The organism is Rhizobium sp. BK591, assembly GCF_014195045.1.
In the GTDB taxonomy this organism is placed as follows: domain Bacteria; phylum Pseudomonadota; class Alphaproteobacteria; order Rhizobiales; family Rhizobiaceae; genus Rhizobium; species Rhizobium anhuiense.
In genome coordinates, this window is sequence record NZ_JACIAZ010000009.1 from 1 (window position 1) to 22,644 (window position 22,644).

The 22,644-nt window shown below is 59.4% G+C and carries 20 protein-coding genes; 15 read left to right on the plus strand and 5 right to left on the minus strand.

The features are described from left to right. Positions 1 to 295 precede the first annotated feature (295 nt). Complete coding sequence (locus FHX10_RS30450) at positions 296 to 1,354, minus strand: LacI family DNA-binding transcriptional regulator (protein ID WP_063473986.1); 1,059 nt, start codon at positions 1,352 to 1,354, stop codon at positions 296 to 298. 244 nt (positions 1,355 to 1,598) lie between these two features. On the opposite strand from FHX10_RS30450, the gene FHX10_RS30455 reads away from it, so the two are divergent. The 8 genes from FHX10_RS30455 (at position 1,599) to fhuB (ending at position 11,041) form a co-directional block, all read left to right on the plus strand. Beyond that, complete coding sequence (locus tag FHX10_RS30455) at positions 1,599 to 2,582, plus strand: autoinducer 2 ABC transporter substrate-binding protein (protein ID WP_063473987.1); 984 nt, start codon at positions 1,599 to 1,601, stop codon at positions 2,580 to 2,582. A 128-nt stretch (positions 2,583 to 2,710) separates the two neighbouring features. Beyond that, positions 2,711 to 4,225, plus strand: a complete 1,515-nt coding sequence (locus FHX10_RS30460) for a sugar ABC transporter ATP-binding protein (protein WP_063473988.1) — start codon at positions 2,711 to 2,713, stop codon at positions 4,223 to 4,225. Then, positions 4,218 to 5,246, plus strand: coding sequence for an ABC transporter permease (locus tag FHX10_RS30465; RefSeq protein WP_047613842.1), 1,029 nt, complete (start codon positions 4,218 to 4,220; stop codon positions 5,244 to 5,246). The genes FHX10_RS30460 and FHX10_RS30465 overlap by 8 nt, the downstream gene beginning before the upstream one ends. Continuing rightward, the gene (locus FHX10_RS30470) at positions 5,246 to 6,232 is read left to right on the plus strand and encodes an ABC transporter permease (protein WP_063473989.1); all 987 of its coding nucleotides are present in this window, start codon (positions 5,246 to 5,248) and stop codon (positions 6,230 to 6,232) included. Before FHX10_RS30465 ends, FHX10_RS30470 begins: the two co-directional genes overlap by 1 nt. Positions 6,233 to 6,243: 11 nt before the next feature. Beyond that, positions 6,244 to 7,092 (plus strand): sugar phosphate isomerase/epimerase family protein, encoded by an 849-nt coding sequence (locus FHX10_RS30475; RefSeq protein WP_063473990.1) that lies wholly within the window; start codon positions 6,244 to 6,246, stop codon positions 7,090 to 7,092. Between the two features lie 292 nt (positions 7,093 to 7,384). Further along, positions 7,385 to 8,179, plus strand: coding sequence for an ABC transporter ATP-binding protein (locus FHX10_RS30480; protein WP_063473991.1), 795 nt, complete (start codon positions 7,385 to 7,387; stop codon positions 8,177 to 8,179). A gap of 13 nt (positions 8,180 to 8,192) precedes the next feature. Further along, positions 8,193 to 9,071 carry an iron-siderophore ABC transporter substrate-binding protein gene (locus FHX10_RS30485; protein ID WP_183845248.1) on the plus strand — a complete coding sequence of 293 codons (879 nt, stop codon included), beginning with the start codon at positions 8,193 to 8,195 and terminating at the stop codon, positions 9,069 to 9,071. Beyond that, on the plus strand, positions 9,071 to 11,041 hold the full coding sequence (gene fhuB / locus FHX10_RS30490; protein ID WP_183845281.1) for a Fe(3+)-hydroxamate ABC transporter permease FhuB: 1,971 nt from the start codon (positions 9,071 to 9,073) through the stop codon (positions 11,039 to 11,041). Before FHX10_RS30485 ends, fhuB begins: the two co-directional genes overlap by 1 nt. A gap of 259 nt (positions 11,042 to 11,300) precedes the next feature. Here fhuB and gcvA read toward each other — a convergent pair whose 3' ends face one another. Further along, positions 11,301 to 12,272: a transcriptional regulator GcvA gene (gcvA, locus tag FHX10_RS30495; protein WP_183845249.1), complete on the minus strand. Its 972-nt coding sequence runs from the start codon at positions 12,270 to 12,272 to the stop codon at positions 11,301 to 11,303. A gap of 163 nt (positions 12,273 to 12,435) precedes the next feature. Beyond that, complete coding sequence (locus FHX10_RS30500) at positions 12,436 to 12,744, minus strand: hypothetical protein (protein WP_183845250.1); 309 nt, start codon at positions 12,742 to 12,744, stop codon at positions 12,436 to 12,438. A gap of 268 nt (positions 12,745 to 13,012) precedes the next feature. On the opposite strand from FHX10_RS30500, the gene FHX10_RS30505 reads away from it, so the two are divergent. Further along, positions 13,013 to 13,183, plus strand: coding sequence for a hypothetical protein (locus FHX10_RS30505; RefSeq protein ID WP_183845251.1), 171 nt, complete (start codon positions 13,013 to 13,015; stop codon positions 13,181 to 13,183). Positions 13,184 to 13,429: 246 nt separating this feature from the next. Here FHX10_RS30505 and FHX10_RS30510 read toward each other — a convergent pair whose 3' ends face one another. Continuing rightward, positions 13,430 to 15,574: a TonB-dependent siderophore receptor gene (locus FHX10_RS30510; RefSeq protein WP_183845252.1), complete on the minus strand. Its 2,145-nt coding sequence runs from the start codon at positions 15,572 to 15,574 to the stop codon at positions 13,430 to 13,432. A 264-nt stretch (positions 15,575 to 15,838) separates the two neighbouring features. Between FHX10_RS30510 and FHX10_RS30515 the strand changes: the two genes are divergently transcribed. From FHX10_RS30515 to FHX10_RS30535, 5 genes are read left to right on the plus strand one after another with little or no spacing between them, the layout of a single operon-like run. Then, the gene (locus FHX10_RS30515) at positions 15,839 to 16,744 is read left to right on the plus strand and encodes a transketolase (protein ID WP_244604821.1); all 906 of its coding nucleotides are present in this window, start codon (positions 15,839 to 15,841) and stop codon (positions 16,742 to 16,744) included. Beyond that, positions 16,737 to 17,711 (plus strand): transketolase family protein, encoded by a 975-nt coding sequence (locus tag FHX10_RS30520; RefSeq protein WP_183845253.1) that lies wholly within the window; start codon positions 16,737 to 16,739, stop codon positions 17,709 to 17,711. Before FHX10_RS30515 ends, FHX10_RS30520 begins: the two co-directional genes overlap by 8 nt. A gap of 11 nt (positions 17,712 to 17,722) precedes the next feature. Then, complete coding sequence (locus tag FHX10_RS30525) at positions 17,723 to 18,376, plus strand: acyl-ACP--UDP-N- acetylglucosamine O-acyltransferase (protein WP_183845254.1); 654 nt, start codon at positions 17,723 to 17,725, stop codon at positions 18,374 to 18,376. 9 nt (positions 18,377 to 18,385) lie between these two features. After that, positions 18,386 to 18,625: a hypothetical protein gene (locus FHX10_RS30530; RefSeq protein ID WP_007637453.1), complete on the plus strand. Its 240-nt coding sequence runs from the start codon at positions 18,386 to 18,388 to the stop codon at positions 18,623 to 18,625. Then, a complete protein-coding gene (locus tag FHX10_RS30535; RefSeq protein WP_183845255.1) occupies positions 18,626 to 20,008 on the plus strand; it encodes an AMP-binding protein in 1,383 nt (460 codons plus the stop codon). It abuts the gene before it with no gap. A gap of 60 nt (positions 20,009 to 20,068) precedes the next feature. On the opposite strand, the gene FHX10_RS30540 is transcribed toward FHX10_RS30535, so the two are convergent. After that, a complete protein-coding gene (locus tag FHX10_RS30540; RefSeq protein ID WP_028758662.1) occupies positions 20,069 to 20,953 on the minus strand; it encodes a glycosyltransferase family 2 protein in 885 nt (294 codons plus the stop codon). Between the two features lie 492 nt (positions 20,954 to 21,445). On the opposite strand from FHX10_RS30540, the gene FHX10_RS30545 reads away from it, so the two are divergent. Next, entirely contained in the window at positions 21,446 to 22,642 is a 1,197-nt protein-coding gene (locus tag FHX10_RS30545; RefSeq protein WP_183845256.1) for a DegT/DnrJ/EryC1/StrS family aminotransferase, read from the plus strand. Positions 22,643 to 22,644 lie beyond the last annotated feature (2 nt).

A 22,644-nucleotide genomic window follows, 5' to 3' on the forward strand; every position in this document is an offset into this window, starting at 1 on the left:
CGGTCGGATCGGGGGCTGCCGTCAGCGCCAGCGGCAATGCTGAGTGTCGCATCTCTAAATGGCTGGCAACGTCGCGCCTCTAATCAGCTTTGACAATTGTTGTAGCCGGGGTGGGTTCAAGGATGAAGCGTCCTGTTTCTGCAAAAGTTGGAATGTCACTCTCCCCGAGTCTGAACGAGATCTGGGAGACGAGCGGATGGGATTGATAGCGACTTGAATACGTGATGACGGCGTCGTGTCTGGCGATCAGGCATCAAAGAATTCAGGGCCGTCACCTCGAACGAGACAGGACGCATTACTCGATATCCTTCAACGCATCGAGTGGGCCGATCAGCGCCGTGCGCGGCGGCACGAGTGTCGGCTGCACCAGATGCGTGATTGCCGGGCCGCGGTCCGCATCGAGGATCGCAAACCCCTTGGTGATCATCGCCTCGCTGTCCTGCCGGATCATGAAGACAGGGAAAGGCAGGAAGGAGCCGAAGGGATCGTAGTCGTAGCAGCCGACGATGATATCGGCGAAGGTCTCGTGCGGATGCAGCGCGAGGAAGCGCATCAGCCCTTCGAGATTGATCGAGGAATTGACGAAAAAAGTGCGCGGCAGCTTGCCGTGGCCTTCGTAGAAGGCTTCGAAGGCGCGGGCAGTCATGGCGGGGGAATAGCCGGTCGGCTGGATGCAGATGTCCGGATCCGCGCCCAGCAGGGCGCGCTTTACGTCGCGGAAACCGCGAATTCGCTCATGGCTGGCATGGTCGTTGCGGCCGCCGAACAGGTACAGATCGTCGGGCGAAAGCGGGCCATCCTCCTGCGCGCGCTCGATGATCGCCTGTGTCAGCATGCGCGCGCCTTCATAATTGTCGCTGATGATCGACGGCGCCAGCGTGCCCGGCAGATCGATGTTGACGTGCTTCAGCCCCGCCTTTTCGCAGACCTTGTGCACGCCATCCGGATCGGTCGCGCCGGCGATGAACAGCTCGTCGATAGAATAGGAGATCAGCGTCTCGACGACCTGGCGCTCCTCCTCTGGGTCGCGACAGGCGCTGACGACGAGCGGGCACTGGCCGCGGCTTCGGACCTGCGCCTCGAAAGACTGCGCCATAGAGGAGAAATAGCGGTTGTCGTGCACCGGCAGGAGAAGACCGACGAGGCCGGAGCGGGACGACCGCAGGCCACGCGCCTGCAGATTTGCCTTATAGCCGTGCTCGTTCGCCAGCTTCTGAATGAGCTGGGCTGTCGCCTCTTTGATACGCCGCTTCCGCCAGCTTCCGTTCAGCACGGCGCTCACGGTGGAAGGCGACGCGCCCGATAGGATCGAGAGATCGTAGATTGTCGCCTTTTTCTTGCTGATGTCCGTCATTCCCAGCCTTTCCTCTATCGTTCCCTTAGAAACAAACCCCTCTTGACGAAAGCCCCACCTTGATCGATAGTTATTGCACCATCGATTGTGCAAAAAAGAAAGATCGATTGTGCAGGATGGTTCGCCGGAGGAGGCGAGACGGGAGGCAAGGGTATTCCCTCGCCATAAAACAACCAGGAGCAACCTGCCGTGAAGCCGGCCGGTGGTCGTCGTTCGCATGAGCGACCTTTGAGGAGGAGTGAGGATGAGGAGCCTTATCGTAGCGGCATTTGCCGCATCGCTGTCGCTTGCCGGGGCGGTGGTCGCGGTTGCACAGGACGCGCCGAAGGTCGGCGTTGTCGTCAAGATCGGCGGCATTCCCTGGTTCAACGCGATGGAAGCCGGCATCAAGGAACAGGGCCAGAAGTTAGGGGTCGATGCCTTCATGATCGGCCCGACCAGTGCCGACCCGGCGCTGCAGGTGCGCGCCATCGAGGATCTGATCGCCCAGGGCGTCAAGGTCATCGGCGTGGTCCCGAACGATGCCAAGGTGCTCGAGCCCGTGCTCACCAAGGCGCAAGCCGCCGGCATCAAGGTCATTACGCATGAATCGCCCTCGCAGAAGGGCGCCGACTGGAATTTCGAGCTCGCATCGTCGACCGGATTTGGTGAGGCCCATGGCAAGCTGCTCGCCGAAAAGATGGGCGGCAAGGGCGAATATGCCGTCTTCGTCGGTTCGCTGACCGTCCCGCTGCACAATGCCTGGGCGGACGCCGCAATCGCCTATATCAAGGCGAACTATCCGGACATGAAACTCGTCGGCGATCGCTATGGCGTCGCGGAAGACGTCGACAAGAGCCGCTCGACGGCGCTCGACCTTATTGCCGCCCATCCGGATCTGAAAGGCTTCCTTGCCTTCGGCAGCCAGGGTCCAATCGGCGCCGGGCGCGCTGTCGAAGAACGCCGCAAGACGGGCAAAATCTTCGTGCTCGGTCCGTTCTCGCCCGGCCAGGGCCAGAAGCTGATCAAGTCCGACGCGATATCGGGCGGCTTCATGTGGAATCCGAAGCAGGCCGGCGAAGTCTTCGTCACGCTCGCCGATCGCCTGATCAAGGGCGAGAGCGTCAAGGAAGGTGATGACATTCCGGGTCTCGGCGTGATCAAGCCGGTTGGCAACGACATCATCGTCGATCAACTGCTGCCGATCAACAAGGATACGGTCGACGACCTGGCCGCAATGGGCCTCTGAAGAGGCCCCCTCCCCGGGTGTCGGGCCGGTCGACATGGACCGGCCCGACGTTCGGGAAAAGAGCGGTATCCGGCCATGGCTGGACCATTGACCTCCTTTCATGGCATTCGACTGGACAGGCAACCGGCATGAGCATGGCAACGGATGATGGTGTGAAGGCCCCGCCGCTTCTTTCGCTTCGCGGCATCAACATGACATTCGGCGGTGTGAAGGCGCTGAAAAACGTCTCCTTCGAAGTCTTGCCCGGCGAAGTGCATTGCCTGGCCGGCGAGAACGGTTCCGGCAAGAGCACCCTTATCAAGGTGATATCAGGCGTCTATCGGCCTGCAGACGGCGCCGAGATCGTCTTTGACGGCGAGACGATATCCCACATGAAGCCAGGCATGGCCCAGTCCCGCGGCATTCAGATCATCTGGCAGGACCTCGCGCTCTTTCCGGAAATGAGCGTGGCGGAAAACATCGCCTTCCAGACCCTTTCCGGTTCGCGCCCGCGCCTCGTCAACTATGCCGCGATCCGCAGGATCGCCGAGGACGCACTGGCGGGGCTCGGCGTCACCCTCGACGTCGACAGGCCGCTCAAGGACTTCGCCATCGCGCAGCGCCAGATCGTCGCCATTGCCCGCGCGCTGGTCGGAGAGGCCCGGATCGTCTTCATGGACGAGCCGACCGCCTCGCTCACCCAGTCTGAGACCGATCATCTGTTGGCGATCGTGCGCACGCTGTCGGCTTCGGGTGTTGCCGTGGTCTTCGTCAGCCATCGCCTTGCGGAAGTGCTGGATATCTCCTCGCGCATCACGGTGCTGCGCGATGGCGCGCTGGTCGGGGTCTATCCGGTGGAGGGCATGACCCAGTCTAAGATCACCGAGCTGATGACCGGGCGCACCTTCGACCAGAATGTTCTCGCCCGCGACGTATCGCAGAACCCGGTGGTGCTCTCGGTCAGCAAGCTTTCCCGGCCTGGCGAGTTCGACGACATCTCCTTTGATCTGCGCCGTGGCGAGACGCTCGGGATAACCGGCCTGCTTGGCTCGGGGCGCACCGAACTTGCGCTTACGCTGTTCGGCATGCGCCGGCCCGCTGCCGGAACGATCGTGTTGGAGGGAAAGCCGGTGCGCTTTGCCTCCAACCGCGAGGCGATCACATCAGGTGTCGCCTATCTCTCCGAAGACCGCCTTTCGCTCGGTCTCAACCAGCCGCAATCCATCGCCGACAATCTGGTCATGGCCTCGCTCAACCGCATCCTGGGCCGGCGGCTCATTTCGCCGGAAAAGAAGCGCTCGCTCGTCGCTCGCTGGATCGCTGATCTCGGCGTCAGGATCGGCAAGCATGACGATGCGATCTCGACGCTTTCGGGCGGCAACCAGCAGCGCGTCGCGATCGCCAAATGGCTCGCCACCGATCCCAAGGTGCTGATCCTCGATGCGCCCACGGTCGGCGTCGATGTCGGCGCACGCGCCGGTATCTTCGAAATCGTTGCGCGTCTCGCCGAGGCGGGGCTGGCGATCATCCTGATTTCGGACGAGGTGCCGGAGGTCTATTTCAACGCCGATCGGATCATCCATATGGAAAAGGGCCGCATCGCCGGCTGGCATGATCCGCGCGCGACCACACTGAAGGACCTGGAGGCGGCGGTCTATGCGTAAGCTGTTCCTGTCCCATACGACTGAATTCGTGCTCATCGCCGTCATCATCGCGATGAGCATTGTCCTGGCTTTCATGACCGACCGTTTCTTGACGCTCGGCAATGTCTTCGACCTGCTCAATATCAGCGCGGTCAACATTATCTTTGCCGTTGGCCTGCTCGTGGTGCTGATATCAGGCGGGATCGACATCTCCTTCGCCGTCGCCGCCTCGATCGTGCAATACGTCACTGCACTTGCGCTCGAGAGGATCGGCGGGGGTGGATGGATATCCGGCTTCCTGATTGCGGCCGGCATCGGCATCGTGCTCGGCGTGATCAACGCCTTCCTGATCCACCGCTTTCGCATCATCTCGATCGTCGCGACGATCGCAACCTTCAACGTCTATTTCGGCTTGCTGATGTTCTTCACCAAGGGTGTGTCGATCTACAATCTGCCCGACTGGCTGACGAGCCGCGTCATCATCTACGAGCGCGAAATGGCCGATGGGAGCTGGGCTGAGATCACGTTGCCTGTTGTGGTCATGGTCGTCTGCACGCTCGCCACCTGGTTCTTCATTACCCGCACGACGACCGGCCGGCAGCTCTATGCCTTCGGTGACAATCCGGAAGGCGCGCGCCGCTTCGGCATCAATATCGGCGCCATGCAGTTCATCGCCTTCGGCTGGCTTGGATTGATGGCAGGCATCGCCGGGCTGATGCAGGCGCATTATGCGCAGGAGGTCGTTCCGAACGCACTCTATGGCCGCGAGCTCGATGTCCTGGCCGCAGTGGTGCTCGGCGGTGCGCGGCTGGGCGGCGGCAAGGGCTCCGTGCTCGGTTGCGTGTTGGGCGTGCTGCTCGTCTCGATCACCCAGAACGGCCTCAACCTGATGGGCGTCTCGCCCTTCGCCTTCAAGATGATCGTCGGCGCGATCATCCTCGTTGCGATCACTTTGTCGAGCGCTCGCATCGGCAATCTGGTGCCGGTGTTTGCGACCCGCAAATCGACCGGTGACAGACCTGCGGAAAGGGGAGAGAGCTGATGAACGCGCTCGCCGCCCGCTTCAACGCCATCTTCGGCGCCGACATGGCCGGTCCCCTCGCCGCGCTGGCGGCGGTGCTTGTCGTCTTCGGTTTCGCTTCGCCCCATTTCCTGACGGGCGCGACCTTCGGATCGGTCGCCTTTCAGCTTCCGGAGCTGGGCGTCTTGACGCTTGCGATGCTGATGCCGATCCTGACCGGCGGCCTCAACCTTGCGATCACCTTCACCGCCAACATCGCCGGCCTGACGCTCGCCTGGACGCTGCAGGCCAATGGCGGCATCGACGCCGGTCCGGGCGCCTTTCTGCTCGGCTCGGTTCTGGCGCTTGCCGTCGGCGCGGCAAGCGGCCTGGTCATGGGCCTCGTCATCGCCTTTACCCGCGCCCATCCGATCCTCGTTTCGCTGTCGATGATGATCTTCCTGCGCGGCCTCGGTGAGTTCCTGACGCGCGGCGGCGATATCTCGGGCTTCCCCACCTTCATCGCTCCCATCGGCCACGGCAGCATTCTCGGCATCCCGGTACCTTTGTTGATCCTGATTGCCTGCGTGATCGCCAGCCACGTCCTGCTCTCGCGCTCCAAGCTCGGCTTTTCAACCTACATGATCGGCTCCAATATCGAGTCTGCCCGCTATTCCGGCATCAACACCCGCAAGATCCTGGTGCTGGTCTATATGCTCTCCGGGGTGATGGCTGCAGTTGCCGGCATCATCATGCTTGCGCGCTTCAATTCGGTGCGCGTCGGCCACGGCGAATCCTATCTGCTGATCACCGTGCTCGCCTGCTTCCTCGGCGGCATCAATCCCTTTGGCGGCTTCGGCCGAGTCCTGCCCGTCTTCGTGGCGCTCATCGTGCTGCAGCTTCTCTCTTCGGGGCTCAACCTGCTCGGCGCCAACCAGCATCTCACCACTGCCGTCTGGGGCATCCTGCTCATCGTCGTGATGGTGCTGCGGTGGTTCTCGGCCAAGTTCATCAGAATCATGAAATAGGAGATACGACCATGGAAGGTTTCGGCGTTCACACCAGCATGTGGACCATGAACTGGGACCGCGCAGGCGCCGAGAAGGCGATTGCCGGAGCCGTGCACTACAAGATGGATTTCATCGAGATCGCGCTGCTCAACGCGCCTGCCGTCGATGCCAAACACACCCGCGACCTGCTTGAAAAGAACAAGCTGCGCGCCGTCTGCTCGCTCGGCCTGCCGGAGCATGCCTGGGCCTCCATCCGCCCGGATGCAGCAATCGAGCATCTGAAGGTTGCGATCGAAAAGACCGCGGAAATGAGTGCCGAAGCCCTGTCCGGCGTCATCTTCGGCGGCATCGGCGAACGCACCGGCGTGCCGCCGACGCAGGGCGAATACGACAACATCGCCAAGGTGCTCGAGGCTGCGGCAAAACACGCCAGGAAGTACGGCATCCAGCTCGGCGTCGAGGCCGTGAACCGCTACGAGAACCACCTGATCAACTCGGCGCAGCAGGCCGTCGACATGGTGGAGCGTGTCGGCGCGGATAACATCTTCGTCCACCTCGACACCTACCACATGAATATCGAGGAGAAGGGCGCGGCCAACGGCATCCTCATCGCCCGCGATCACCTGAAGTACATCCATCTTTCCGAAAGCGACCGCGGCACGCCGGGTTACGGCAACATTCCGTGGGATGTGATCTATGCCGCGCTCGCTGCAATCGGTTTCAAGGGCGGACTTGCCATGGAGAGCTTCATCAATATGCCGCCTGAGGTAGCCTATGGCCTGGCTGTCTGGCGCCCAGTCGCCCGCGATATGGAGGAGGTCATGGGCAATGGCCTGCCATTCCTGCGCAACAAGGCGGAACAATACGGTCTGATCTGAGCGGAATTGCCGGGTCACTTGAACACTCCGATGGTGACCCTTACCGTTGTCGTAGCCCACCTGCCGTTCAAGTGCCGCGGACCCTTGCACGGCGTCGCAAAGGTCATCTTGTCAGCCTGGTTCTTCCCTCGAAAAACCGGCTGATCAAGTGGCGAAAAGCGTGCGGCCGCATGCTGGTGGCGAGCAGCAGGGCAGCCGCGTCGAAAGAAGCGAAAATAGTTGATTGCTGCTCTCATCTTTAGTACCGACCTATCACCCGGTTAAAGGATGTCACGTGGCCATACTCCCCCCGATGCAAGATCCGCCTCGAGCGGCCGAAACTTTTGTCGCCGAAAATATAGGTCTTTCGATCGAGGGGAACGCAATTCTCTCCGCCGTAAGCCTGACATTTCCGGCAGGAGAAGTCGTGGCCCTGGTCGGCCACAACGGCTCCGGCAAATCCAGCCTTCTCAAAATGCTGGCGCGCCAGCTCGTGCCGAGCGCCGGATCGATCTCTTACGGAAACCGCGATCTAAGGACGTATAGCGAACGCGCCTTCGCGCGTTCGGTCGCGTACCTGCCCCAGGACGTCACGACCGGAGCGGACATGACGGTCCGCGAGCTTGTGGGATGCGGCCGCTATCCGTGGCACGGCGCGCTTGGCCGCTTCACCAAGGACGATGAAGGGAAAGTCGAGGAGGCCCTTCAAGCAACGCATATCGAGAAGTTCGCCAACCGCATCGTGGGCACACTGTCGGGCGGTGAGCGGCAACGGGCCTGGATCGCCATGCTGATTGCTCAGGATGCCCGCTGCCTGTTGCTCGACGAACCGACTGCGGCACTCGATGTTGCCCACCAGATTGAGGTGCTCTCACTTGTGCGACGCTTGGCGCATGAGGGTGGAAGGAGTGTCGTCATCGTTCTTCACGACATCAACATGGCCGCGCGCTTCTGCGATCGGATCCACGCATTGAAACGCGGTGGCGTGGTTGCCAGCGGAACACCGAGCGCGATCCTCGCGCCGAAGACGCTGCAGGAGATCTATGGGATCGATATGGATGTGATCTCCGCGCCCACCCTGCCCTATCCGCTCGCCTATGTTTGCTGAGGTTGGGCGTTCAATGGGCGTTTCGCGGCGCTTCCTTCTGCAGTTCGCGGCGGCCTCGGCCATTCCGGCTCCGCTGTTTGCGCAGTCGATCGGCCAAAGGGTCGTCAGCCTCGACTACGGTCTTGCGTCCACGCTTTTATCCCTTGGATTGCCTCCGGTCGGGATCTCGGACCTCGCCGATTGGGACAGATGGGTTGTCGAGCCGCGAATGCCAGAATCCGTCGTCGATATCGGCAGTGCGTTCGAGGTCAATTTTGAAATTCTCGTTGCGCTGAAGCCCGATATCATATTGACCACACCCTACCTCGATGAGCTGTTACCCAAGCTGCAGTCGGTGGCGAAAGTCGTTCGGCTGGAAATCTTCGTGCCGGGCATTGGGCCTATTCTTCCCGCCGCCATTGCGGCGACGCGCAAATTGGCCGTTGAGCTTGGTCGTCAGAATGAGGCGGAGCAGTTCCTCGCGCGCGCCGACGCCTTCTTCGAGCGATGCCGCAGCCGCCTGGCGGACAAGAACCTGCCGCCGGTCGCCCTGGTGAATTTCATGGATGCCCGCCATGTCCGCATCTATTCGAGTCCCGGGCTGTTCCACAATGTGCTCGAGCGCATCGGTGTCCGGAACGCCTGGACCAGAGAGTCGAATTATTGGGGTTTTGAAACGATCGGCATTGAGGAGCTCTCCAAGATCACCGATCCAGATGCGCGTCTGATCGCCTTCGACCCCGTTCCTCCGGACGTTCTTCCGAAACTTGCTCAGAGCCCGCTGTGGAACAGGTTGGCCTTTGCGCGTCCCGGCCACCTGTCGATTCTGCCGCCGGCCCTGATGTTTGGCATGGTGAACGAGGCCATGCGCTTCGCGGGCCTTTTGACAGATCTTCTGGAAAAAGAAGCATGATGATATCCCGCCGCGACAATATCGGGCCAGCATTAGTCTTCCTCCTCCTGATTGGCGGTGGAGGCGTGGCTTCGTGGTTTCTTGCTGCTCCTGCGCTGTCTGAAATTGCGCTACCGAATTACGATGTCACACGAATGGTATTGTACTATTCGACGCTTCCCCGCCTTGCGACGGCGCTCATTGCCGGCGCTATGCTTGCCTTGTCTGGTGCGCTGTTTCAGCAGGTTTTGCGAAACCCGCTCGCCGACCCTACCACCCTCGGCGTGTCGGCCGGAGCAAACCTGGCGCTGGTGGTAACATCGCTGTTTCTCCCGGACCTGCTCGGGGCCGGCCGTGATCTTGTCGCTCTGACCGGCAGTGCGACCGCGGCCGTGATCGTCGTCAGCCTTGGCGCGCGCCGCGGTTTTTCGCCTTATTCGCTTGTTCTGTCGGGGCTGGTTCTCAGTCTGTGGTGTGGCGGCCTCTCTGCGATCCTGATCTATTTGAACCAGCGCTACCTCTCGAGCCTGTTCATCTGGGGCGCCGGCTCGCTGGCCCAGCAAAGTTGGGTCATTCCCGTGTCGCTTCTTTGGAAGTTGGGCGTCGTTGCCATCGTCTGCACTTTCGTGATCAGACCGCTTTCGCTGCTCGATCTTGGCGAGAGCAGTTCCACGGCACTCGGCGTCCGATTGGTCCGTCTGCGTTTCATTGTCGTCGCCCTTGCTGTCGCGCTTGCTGCATTTGTCACCAGCGCTGTCGGGGTCATTGGTTTCATTGGACTGGTCGCGCCGACGATTGCGCGATTGTCCGGAGCACGACGTCCCGCGCAGCTCATCTTCTGGTCTCCCCTGATCGGCGCCGGGCTGCTTCTCTTCGCCGACTCTGTTCTGCAACTGGTCGCAGGCGGGCTTGGTGATTTCTTGCCGACGGGAGCGGTAACGGCCATCTTCGGTTCGCCGCTGCTCCTCGCGCTCCTGCCGCGGCTGAAGATCCGTCATCGATTGCAGCAATCGCCGGCGTTCGGACGGTCACGTCGATGGGATGGAACCGCACCGGTCGTCATCGCCGCTGCCGGTCTGCTTATGCTGTTGATGGTCAGCGTTTTTCTCGGACGTGACGTCAATGGCGGCTGGGCCTTCGCTTCCGGCGAATTCTCGTACGATGTCCTTGCCATCAGGATACCTAAAATCCTCGCCGCTCTGGCATCGGGCGCGATGCTTGCGGTCGCGGGCTCGATCCTTCAGCGGTTGACCGGAAATGAAATGGCAAGTCCCGAAGTTCTCGGGATCAGTGCCGGCGCGACCTTCGGCGTTGCGATTGCCCTCTTTGCCGTCGCTCCCGGATTTTCCGGTCAATTTGCCTTTGCCGTGGCCGGTGCGATCAGTGTGCTTGCCATCATCTTCGCCAGTTCCCGGCGATCGGCCTTCGCTCCCGAGCGGGTCCTGCTTGCGGGCATTGCCTTAAGCGCGATGGTCGATGCCGTCGTCGGCGTGTTGAGCTCGACGGGAGATCCGAGAGCCGTTCTGCTGATGCGGTGGATGAGCGGGTCCACCTACCTCATCGAAGGGTCGACCGCGGCAACGGAGGCAGCGCTCGGCGCTGTGCTGATTGCCGTTGCGCTCGCCGCCCGCCGCTGGCTTGACATACTTCCCCTTGGGCCGTCGCCTTCGGCGGCGGTCGGCGTACCATTGGCGAAATCGCGTTTTGCGCTTTTTGGCCTCGCAGGATTGTTGACGGCCGCCGCGACGCTGACGGTCGGCCCCTTATCATTTATCGGCCTCATGGGACCTCACCTGGCACGGGAGGCGGGACTGACACGCGCGCTGCCGCAAATGGTTGGTGCCGCTCTGATCGGCGGGGGGCTTATGGTTGCCGCCGATTTTGTCGGCCGCACGATCGTATCGCCCTATCAGATCCCGGCCGGTCTTGTTTCCGCACTCATCGGAGCACCGTTCCTGATGCTGATGATGCGCAAGCGCGGTGTCGGCTGAGGGTTGCCACAGGAAGGCCCGGCATTAGGTAGCAAAGACCACCAAAAGCGCCTTACGCCTCTGAATCAAAACAGAATTTCAGGCCGGCATTCCCATGAATGCGGCTGACGTTGATTGGGTTATTGACAACGTTGCCACGGAGCCTACATCGGCGGAACGGCAATGCGATTGCGGAGGGTGACGCTTTTCAGAGTAGAGGGTGTGAATACTTCGGACATGTTGCCTCTGGTTGGGCAATTCGATGCACGGCTTGGGCTGCCTAAGCCTCCCTGGTCCCGCGCCCCTTTTCATCGGATGCAGGTGTTCGCGATTCCTGACCCGGCATCTGTTCCGCCTCGTCAAGAATCCATTCGCGAAAGGCGACGACACGGGGATCGGAAGCCGTTTCCTGCGGATACACGAGGAAATAGGCGAGTTCGGACGGAATCGGGATGCCAAGATCGAAAAGCCGGACAAGCCGCCCCTCGGCCAGATCGTTTGCGACAGTGGTGAGGTCCACAAGTGCCACAGCATCCCCGCTGATCGCGGCTTGAAGCATTTCCGATGACGTGGCGAGCGCAACCGTACGACTGTCGTCGAAGGCGTCGATACCGGCAGCCGCCATCCACGTCGACCAGTTCGGCCACGCGACACCCTGTCGCTCCCATTCGATATGGACCAAGCTGTGATCAAGCAGATCAGTCGGCGTTCGAATGGGCCTCTCGGACGCGAGTAGCCGAGGACTGCATACGGGCACGACAACGTCATCAAACAATCGATCAGCGCAAAGGCCGGGATAGTTTCCCGTGCCAAAGCGAATGCCGATATCGATGTCGTCCAGCTCGAAGTCGCGCACCTCGGGGGAGATATCAAAGCGCAGGTCGATTTCCGGCCAAGCGCCACGGAAGCGTTTCAGCCGCTGCATCAGCCATTTGACGGCAAAGTCCGGATCGACGGTGATTTTCAGGTGGCGGGAGCCGCGCTCGCTCCTGCGGGCCTGTGCGACGGCACGCTTCATGAGTTCGAGCGCGTCACCGGATGCGCGGCAAAGGATCAATCCAGCCTCCGTCGTGCGGATCGAGCGATTGGTGCGCTTGAAAAGCGACAGGCCGAGCTGGTCCTCGATTTCCTTGATCTGGTAGCTGACCGCCGCCGGGGTCAGGCCAAGTTCGTCGGCCGCTCGACTGAAGTTCAGATGTCGCCCCGAGGCATCAAGCGCTCTTAGCGCCCGCATTCCAGGAATTATGCTCATTTTTGCTTCAAAGAAAGTTTGAAATTCTGAACGAGAATACTCGTTTCCCTGCTCGCATTCAATATGCGAGTATGTCAATTATTCGAGAAATATCAGGTAGCCGCGATAACGGCAAGGAATATGCCACATGAACTCGACAAAAATTACCATCAATTTTTTTAATTCAAAAATGCACGATCTGGTGCGTCGATTCAACGATGAAACGCGCCGGCGGCGGACACTGCATTACCTCAAGCGAGACCTGCGTCGTCTTACTGAGCAACGCCTGCGGGACATAGGCATCAACCCGCAGAACATTCCTCATCTGACGAAATGTGAATTCGAGTTTTGAAATCAGGCCCCAATGGGCTTCTGGGAAGAAAGCCCCGACATCTGGGCATTCATTTCCACATGCCTGCAATGGGCCGAAAGCAATCGCGGGTCGCACGGATATCCAGCAAAAGGCTTTCGATCTCTCGCCAAAATTAACCATTTAGACCTCCTTCGGTCGACCTCGACGCGAAGTCCAGATAAGAACCTGGATCATGTTCAGGATGATACAAATACAGCTCTGATCTCCCGCGGCCTTTTCGTCCGCCGATCTGCTGTGCCTGCCGTCGACCTCTGGAGTCTGAACATGACCCTCATCGCCACCGCTGCCATTGCCCATCGCTCCCGCGCCGAGGTGTCGACCGTCAGTGTGTTGGTCGATGGCTTGGAAATACGCCCAGCCGCCTTCCGGATGGCGGAGTGGTTGAGCCGTGGCGAACCCCGACGACACGCCCAAGGGCCAGCATTTCCTGCTCTCGCCAGAGTGCCGAACGCTGACGGTGCTCGATCTCGCCAAGATGCGGGATGCGACTGCCTCCAACTGGTTTAAGCGCCTGCGCTGGCACCAGACGGAGGGCAAGCCTTACTGCCCCCGGTCATGAGGCAGGCACCAGCAGGATACCGGTGCGATGTTCGGCTTCTTCCGACGATAGGGCGCTGGCAGCACCGATAGCGAATAGCTTCTATGGTCAAAGACGGTAAGGGCGGCCGTTCATCGAAAGATGAGCATTCACCATGGCGTTCGGTATAGATGCCTTGGAACACTGGCTACAGCGCAGCGATCCTTATAACTTCGACGTTCAGATTGCGGACGCCGCCTTGATCGGACAAGGCGGCGTCCGTCACCTTTACCAGGAATACTTCAGCGTGCCGACGACCTTGCGCCGATCGCCGTAGAACTCAGTTCCGTAGTAGCTGCTGGCGATATATTTGCGATCGAACAGGTTCGTCGCGTTGACGGCAAGCGTCACGTCCTCGGTCACCTTGTAGCTGACCGCGGCATCAAACAGTGTGTAGGCGGCAACCGACACGGTATTTGCATCGTCCCCATAGGACTGGCCGATATAACGCACACCGCCGCCGAGCGTCAGGTCGCCGCGCTTTCCGTCTCCGGGGATCGTGTAGTCGAGCCAGGCGGATGCCAAGTGCCGCGGCACGCGTGAAGGCCGGTTACCGATGTTGCCGCCGGTGCCGTCCTCGCGGATTTCGGCGTCCCAATAGGAATAAGCAAGCGTGAGATTAAGCCTGTCGTTGATTGCGGCTTTGCCTTCGAGTTCGATGCCGCGCACACCCACCTTGCCGATCTGCTCCTGAACCAGAGGGGTGACATAGCTCGGCACATTCGTTTGGGTAAGATCAAACAGCGCCAAGGTGAAGAGGCCATCAAACCCATCAGGGCGATATTTGAGGCCAATCTCGTATTGTTCACCTTCCTGTGGCTTCAGCGAGCCCGTCACGGTGTATCCGTTTGCGGTCTGCGCGACGAGCGGCTGGAAGCTTTCCGAATAGTTCGCATAGGCTGCGAGATTCGGCGTAAATTTATACGTCAGCCCGGCACGCTTGGTGAAGGCTGACGCCGTGTCGTCGTCGCTTGTCCCGCTGTCGAGATAATCCGCAGTCGTGTGGACATGGTCCCATCGTCCGCCCAGGGTAACGATCCATCGGTCGTCGAAGGTCAGTTGCTCCTGTGCGTAGATCCCGACCGCCTGCTGCTTGACGCGCCAGTTCACGTACGGGCCGAGATTGATGCAGGAGAGACCGCAATAGACGGGGTCGTTGATATCGATCGGTCCGGCCGTCCCGAACAGGATGTTCTCGCGCGTATTGTCGTTGGTGTAATCGACGCCGACCAGCGTCTTGCTGTCGATCCCGTTCCATGTCGCATCATATTGCAGCTGATTGTCGATGGCATAACGGTTGGACATGCCGTCGACCGAGAACGCCGTTCGATCGGCGGTCGGATCCAGTGATGCGCCATAGACTTCGGCATAGTCGAGCTCGAGATGCGTATAGCGGGCATTCGAGCGAAAGGTCAGATTTTCATTGATCTCGTGTTCGAACTGATAGCCGATGTCGGCCTGCTCCGTATTGAAGCGATTGAAGTCCGGCTCGCCGAGGAAGGTGTCGATATCGATATCGGCGTCCGTGGGAAATCCGCGCGCGCCCGTTCCATCGCGTTTGTAATAGTCGGTCAGGATGGTGAGCGAGGTCCCCTCTTCCGGTTTGATCGTCAGGGCCGGTGCAACGTAGGTGCGGTCGTCGTTCGAATGATCCCAGCCCTGATCACCGTCCTTGGCAAGTGCGGTAAGCCGGTAGCTCCACACGCCGTCGGGATCGATCGGCCCGCCGAAATCCGCGCCTACTTCCTTGGTGCCATCACCATAGGAGGTGTAGATTTCGCCATGCTTCTCATCCAAGGGCCGCTTGGTGATCGCATTGACCAGTCCTCCCGGACCGTTGAGACCGAAGAGGGTCGAAGTCGATCCCTTCAGGACCTCGACGCGCTGAAGACCATAGGGTTCAAGGCGGCTGGCCGTGAACCACGCGGGAATACGCGCCGCCAGACCATCCCGATAGGTGCCGAGCGCCGTCTGATCAAAGCCGCGAATTCTTATATAATCGTACCGGTCGTCGTTGCCGAACTCATCCGAAAAGACGCCGGCAGTATAAGCGACCGCCTGCTGAAGATTGTCCACATGACGCTCTTCCAACTCCTTTTGCGTCACCACCGATACGGAGGCCGGGACATCGATGACCGGAGTGTCTGTTTTGGTGCCGGTGGCGGTATTCTTGGCGACGATGGTGCGATCCGGGCCAACCACACGATCCGACTTGCCCGTTATGACGATCGGGGCCAATTGCGTCGCCTCTTCGGCCGAATTGTCCTGTGCCCAGCCGATGCCTGCCGATCCGAATGACACCGTTATCAACGCGCTGCTCGCAACCAATCGGCTTGTGAGCATGCGCAACTTTCCCTGTAGTCCCACTGTCATACTATCCCCTGTCAGACCAATATCGGGCAGTGTGACGGCCGCCCCTCCGGCCACTGCTAAGGTTGCGTTTACTCAAACAGGAGAATTGGAGTCAACTTAATAATCACGGTTTGTGACCATCTTTGCACCCAGTCGAACCTTGAGGTTTTGGAGCAACACGGGCCGCGCGCCCGGCAGTCTCGATCGGGCTTGGGGGCGGGCAACGAAGCGGCAACAGACCCGCACAAGCTTCAATTGGAAGGATCGGCAATGGGATGGTTTGAGATGGACCATTCCGATCTAAACCGCTTCCGAAAGATGCAAGCTAGCCTGATGATCAATACAAGCTTCGAGGAGTCCTGTGCGCGGGTTCGTCGTATAATCGTCGACACCGCGTTTCGGTGCGGACAGTCGGCGCACATCGGCGGTAGCCTGAGCATGGTAGAGCTGTTGAATACGCTCTTCGGCGACGTGCTTTCGCATCGCCCCCATGAACCTCAATGGGACGGTCGCGACATCTTCATTCTTAGCAAGGGGCATGCAGTGCTGGGCTATCTGGCGGTGCTGCATCACTTCGGCTATTTCGACGCCGAAAAGCTTGCGACCTTTCAGACAAACGGCAGCGATCTGATCGCTCACCCGGTAAAGAAGGTCGCGCTCGGCATCGAAAGCTCCAATGGCAGCTTGGGCCAGGGCCTTGCCTATGGCATGGGCATCGCCCTTGGTATGCGCAAGCGCAAACAAGACCGTCGTGTTTATGTGCTTCTCGGCGACGGCGAATGCAATGAAGGGTCCGTTTGGGAGAGCGCCGCTTCCGCTTCGGAAATGGGCGTCGGCAACCTTACCGCGATCATTGATGAGAACGGGTTCCGCAACGACGGGCCGAATGCCACCTATAGCAATAGAATTGCATTGACGAACATCTGGAAAGCTTTCGGCTGGAACGTCATCAATGTCGATGGCCACGATCACCATCAGATCCTGTCGGCACTCCAGCAGGCAAAGCAGGTCGCGGATATACCGACCGCCATCGTCGCCCGTACCGTGAAAGGCAAGGGATTGTCATTCATGGAGAATAACAACGATTGGCATCACAATCGCATCACGGGAACTGTCTATGAAGAGTGCCTGAAGGCGCTCGGCGAGAGCACTGGGTCGGAGCTGGAAACGGAAGGAGAATTCCGTGGTTGAGTTGTCGAGCCGTAATGCACGCACATGGTCGCGCATCGGGCCGCGGGCTGTTTATGGCCAGGCGCTGACAGCGCTCGCGACCGAAAACGAGAACATTATCGCGATGAGCGCCGATCTTGGGCGGTCTTCCGGTCTAGACCGATTCTCCAAGGAACATCCGGACCAATTCCTTAATACCGGTATTGCCGAGCAGAACATGGTGGGCTGCGCTGCCGGTCTCGCTCGCATGGGGTTCGACGTGTTCGCCTCGACGTTTGCGCCCTTTGCTTCAATGCGGGCAAGCGAACAGGTGCGCATGAACATGGGTTATATGGGCGAGCCGGTGAAGCTCGTCGCACTTGGTAGCGGTCTGGCGATGGCTTATCTCGGCAACTCCCATTTCGGCCTGGAGGATGTCGCGGTCATGCGTACTGTGCCGGGCCTGACGATCATATCGCCGGCCGACTGCTCGGAAATTTACAAGACGTTGGAGGCTTGTGTCGGCTTCGACCAACCGGTCTATATCCGCCTGACCGGCACGCCCAATGCACCGGTCGTCTATACGGAAGACTACACGTTCGAAATCGGCAAGGCCGTTTGGCTGACGCCGCCACGCGAGGTGATGCTGATCTCGAGCGGCACCACGGTCGGGCATTGCCTTCTGGCCGCTGAAAAGCTGAGTGAAGCCGGTCTGGAAGTCGGCGTCCTCAACATGCATACGATCAAGCCGCTGGATGCGGTCGCACTGGCTGACGTCGCTCGCCATGCCAGCACGGTTTTCGTCATCGAGGAGCACACGACGGTTGGCGGTCTCGGCAGCGCAATCCTTGATCACTACAATGCTTCGGGCATGCCGTTTCCGCGCATCGTGACGCACGGCATTCCGGATCGCTTCGTCGAGACTGGTGACTATGCCTTCATGCTGAAGGCTGCGCGCTTGGATGGCGAGGGTATCGCCGGTTTCCTGCAGGAAAAGTTGTTGCAATAGGAAATCGAAGCATGAGTCTGGATCATTGGTACATCTACGGGGCGGGCGGCCTCGGCATTGAAACCATGGACATACTGCAATCGGCAATCCGCCGAGGCCTGCAGAAACCGCATCATTGTGCATTCATCGTTGATCATCCGACGGCGACTGAGGTGCTTGGGTTTCCGGTCGTCGCCGTGGGGGATCACGTTCCCGGCGCCAAAGTAACGATCGCAGTCGGTGAACCTTTTGCCCGGAAAGCTCTTCTCGAGAAGGTGGAAGGGTTGGGCCTTGTGCTTCAATCGATCTTCTCCCCCGATGCCTTCATTTCCGAGTATGCGGAGATTGCCGACGGCGTGATCGTCGCGCCGCATGTCTCCATCCAGGCGACGGCAAAGATCGGTCGAAACGTTGCCGTCAATACAGCTTCGATCCTTGGCCACGACATTGTGGTAGGAGAAAACTGCGTCGTCTCATCCATGGTCAATCTGGGCGGCGGCACGCAAGTCGGGACGTTGAGTTATCTGGGCATGGGCGCACTCGTCAAGGAACGCGTGCAAATCGGACACTCGTCAATTGTCGGCATGGGCTCGGTCGTGCATATCGACATTCCGGATGAAGTCATTGCGCTGGGCAATCCCGCGCGCGTCGTTCGCAGGAACGAAGACAAAAAAGTGTTCAAGTAGGAGCAAGACATGAGCAACAAAGAAAAATACGATGCCGCTTTCATCGAAACGTTCGGTATTGGCGCCGAGGATTTGAGCGACGGCCTCCAGTATCAGAGCATCCGCGCTTGGGACTCGGTCGGTCACATGGCGCTTATCGCATCTCTTGAGGATACGTTCGACATCATGCTTGATATGGACGACGTGGTCGATTTCGGCTCGTACAAGACCGGCCTGAAGACGCTCGAGAAATACGGCGTGTCGTTCTGAATGTTCTGGCAAAGCCTCTCGGATGGCGCCGATGACAGGACGTTCCTGATCGCCGATGGACGCCGCTACAGCTACAACGACGTTTTCGGATTCGGAGATGCGCTATTCTCCAAGGCCGACAGGGCGATCGTACTGATTCTGTGCGATCGGTCGCCCGAAACCGTTGCGGCCTATCTGGGAGCCTTGCGGAAAGGCCTCGTGCCCATGTTGGTCGACGGTGAACTGACCCGTCACTCGCTGGAACGCACCGTGGGAGCCTATACCCCCCGTTACATCGTCGCTCCCGCAGAGATGGCGCTGGAAGACTATGCGCCAAACGGGCGATTGGGCACAAAGGCTCTGTTCGAGCGGTCGTCGGTCGTAAACACGACGCTGCATCAAGATCTTGCCTTGCTCATTCCCACCTCGGGTTCGACAGGCGACCCTAAATGCGTGCGACTGACGGCCAACAATATCGATGCCTGCACGCGTTCGATCGTCGAATATCTCGGCATGACCGGAGAACGCATTACGGTCAGCCTTCTGCCATTTCATTACTCCTACGGGCTTTCCGTTCTCCACAATACGATATTTGCGCGCGCCTGCATGGTGTTGACTGATAAGTCCATCCTCGACAGGAGCATTTGGCAAATGATCGAAGAGGAGAGAGTTACCGACCTTGCCGGCGTGCCCTTCACATTCGAAACATTGCGGCGCATTCGCCTGAGCGAGGCCTGCCTTGGCAATCTCGTCTGCGTGACGCAGGCCGGCGGGCGCCTGGCACCGGAACTGACTCGCCATTTCTGGCAGTATTTCGCCGATCATGGCGTGCGCTATTTCACCATGTATGGCCAGACCGAGGCTGCCCCGCGCATTTCCTATGTCCCCCCCGGCCAGGCGATCGAGAAGCTGGGAAGCGTCGGCATTCCGCTGCCCGGCGGTCGAGCTTTGATCGCGGAAACGGGCGAGCCGATCGGTGAAGGTGAGCTGCTCTATGTCGGCCAGAACGTGTCGATGGGGTATGCGACCTCCGCTCAAGACCTTGAAAAGGGCGACGAATTCCACGGTAAACTTTATACCGGAGACTATGCCAAAATCGATGAGGACGGGTTCATCACAATCGTGGGCCGTAAGAAGCGCTTCATCAAACTGCACGGAATTTCAGTCAATCTCGATCATGCGGAGTCCGTGCTGAAGTCCGGCGGGCTTGATTGCATCGTCATCGGTGCCGAAAACCGCCTGATGGTCTGCATCAGGGAGCCGGACGCGGAGCGAGCGCAGACGGCATTGAAGGATAACTTCAATTTCCACCCGTCTGTTGCAAGGGTGGTTGTCTCCGAAACCCTACCGCTCACCTCCGCCGGAAAGCCGGACTACGTTACGCTGTCCGAGCGTTTCCTGTAGACCTCTGCGAAATCAAAGGCGGCAGAGCCGCATCTGTCCTGCAGCAGCCTATCGGCAATATCAGAGCTTCGCCAGCATGGCCTGCAAGTCGACGATCCGGGCCCTCAACTGCGGATAAGCGTTCTGCCAGTAGCCGTAGTGCTCGAGCAGACGGCGCATGGAGGCCGGCAGATCCTCTCTTGTCATATAGCCCTTTTCGAAGGCCATCTTCATTACTTCCTCATAGTAAAGAATGCCGTTGATGAAGAGCGGATTGATCTCGTGATTTGAGGTCGAATTGGCATGCTGGCGGAAATAGGAAAGCGGATGCGGATGTCCGATGATCGGGCCGCGTTTGGCGAGATCGATCCATGCCGATAGATCAAGGATGCCGCGGAAGATCCCATCCTCATCGACGCGAAACAGGCGGAATGCGCCGTTCTCGTCGAAGCAATCTTCCTTTCGGAACATCACGCTCGAGAACTCGCCAATCAGGTTCATGTGATTGACAGCTGTCACACGGATGAAGGCGCCGCCGTCGATGACCTTTGCCTGGTCGGCGATGCCGAAGTGATTGACCAGCGACGTGATGCGGTTTTTCCCATCGATCAGGTAACGCGGCGAAAAGGCGAGCCTCGTGCCGAGATGGCGGCTCTCCTCCAGTGTCTCGAGCAGGAACTGAACGCAGAATGGGTTGATAATGTCATCATCGAACAGAAACTTGATGTATTCGCCGTTCGCAAGATTGGCCAGCCGGATGACATTGGAAAACTCGCTCGGCTTCGGATTTCGGCTATAGGAGAGATGCTGCTGATATCGCTCGCAGATATTTGCGATTGCATCCGTTGGGCAATCGTCTGAAACGATAATCTCCGTATCGCCATAGCTTTGCCCGATGGCACTCTTCAAGGCTTGCTCAAAGAAATCCGGCTTGTAGGCGGGGATGCAGATCGATACTCGGGGCATTGCTGGTCCTTTTTGCGGTTGTCTCACCCGTGAGTGGTTGGAAGTGGCATGACGCTGGCGCGGCGCGCGCAGTTCCCCAGCACGAGATTCAATGTCGGATGAAGTCGATGCCTGGCGACTGTCGATGGGGCGGCACGGCCAGTGCCCTGATTTCCGGCAGTCGTTGTCTGCTCAAAACGCTTGTTGTCGAAGAGCAGCTCGCTGCGGCATGTTCCACGGGCGCCTCATTGACGACGATACGGCGACCACTCGAAGCGTGTGAGATCATCAGGCGGACTGCACTTTCGGAAGCGGTTTCTGCGCGGAAACGGCCCATCTCAAACCATCTCGCCGCCGATTTTTCCAATTTAACCTTGTGCGAGTCTTTTGCCCTCTTGCTGACCGTCCGGCATCCCGCGCGCAAGCCACGAGAAAGCTAACCCCCCTAGTCTGCGGAGACAATCAAGGCCCGGTTTCCGCCTTGTGGCATATATCGTGATATGGAGCAGTGAAATGACGGCGAACGAACTACCCATTGTTCCAGTAACGAAGCCGCTCCTTCCCGATCTCGCAACGGTCAACCGTACCCTCGCCGACATCTGGGCTACCGCCTGGCTGACCAACATGGGTGCTCAGCACCGTGAACTGGAATCACGGCTTGCCCACTTTCTCGACGTTCCCTTCGTTAGCCTGTTCAATAACGGCACCGTCGCCCTGCAGATCGCGCTGAAAAGCCTCGACCTGCCTGCCGGCGGCGAGGTCATCGTCACGCCCTTCACCTTTCCGGCGAGTGTACACGTCATCGATGCCTGCGGACTGACGCCGGTATTTTGCGATATCGATCCCGTCACGCTGACCATCGACCCGGTTCGGATCGAAAGCCTTATCACGGACCGCACCTGCGCCATCCTCGGCGTTCATGTCTACGGCATTGCATGCGACGTGAAGGCCATTGATGCGCTCGCGGCAAAGCACGGCATCAAAGTCATCTACGACGCTGCTCACGCCTTTGCCACGCGTGTCGACGGGAAGCCGATCAGCCTCTTCGGCGACATCACGATGCACAGCTTTCACGCAACGAAGCTTTTTCATACCGTCGAAGGCGGTGCGCTGATTTCACCGCATGCGGAACTTCAGCGCACGATCTACCTTCAGCGGAATTTTGGCATTGCCAACGAAGAAACAATCCTGCTCGCCGGCCTCAACGGCAAAATGAACGAACTGCAAGCGGGCGTCGGCCTTGCCGTACTCGACATGGTGAAGGATGAATGGGAACGTCGCCGGTCATTGCTCGAGCAATACCGCACGTTGATCTCCGCCATGCGCGGCGTCACCATCCTCGAGCCACAGGCCGGTGTCACGCCGAGCTATCAATATCTGCCGGTACGCATCGATCCCGATCAATCCGGCTTCACACGCGACATCCTCTACAGCAGATTCCGCGAAAAGAACGTGCTCGCGCGCAAATATTTCTACCCGCTTTGCAGCGATGCCCCGCACTATAAGAACCAGCCTTCCGCGCAGGCTTCCAACCTGCCGGTAGCGACTCAGGCGGCGAAGGAGGTCCTTTGCCTGCCGTTCTTCGGCGCGCTGACCGCCAGCGATCTGGCACGGATATTCAACGTCATGATCGCCACCTACGAGGAATATCACTCGGCGTCGCTGCCCACGGTCGGCCTTGCTACGGCAGCCATGGGACGAAGAGGCTGAAA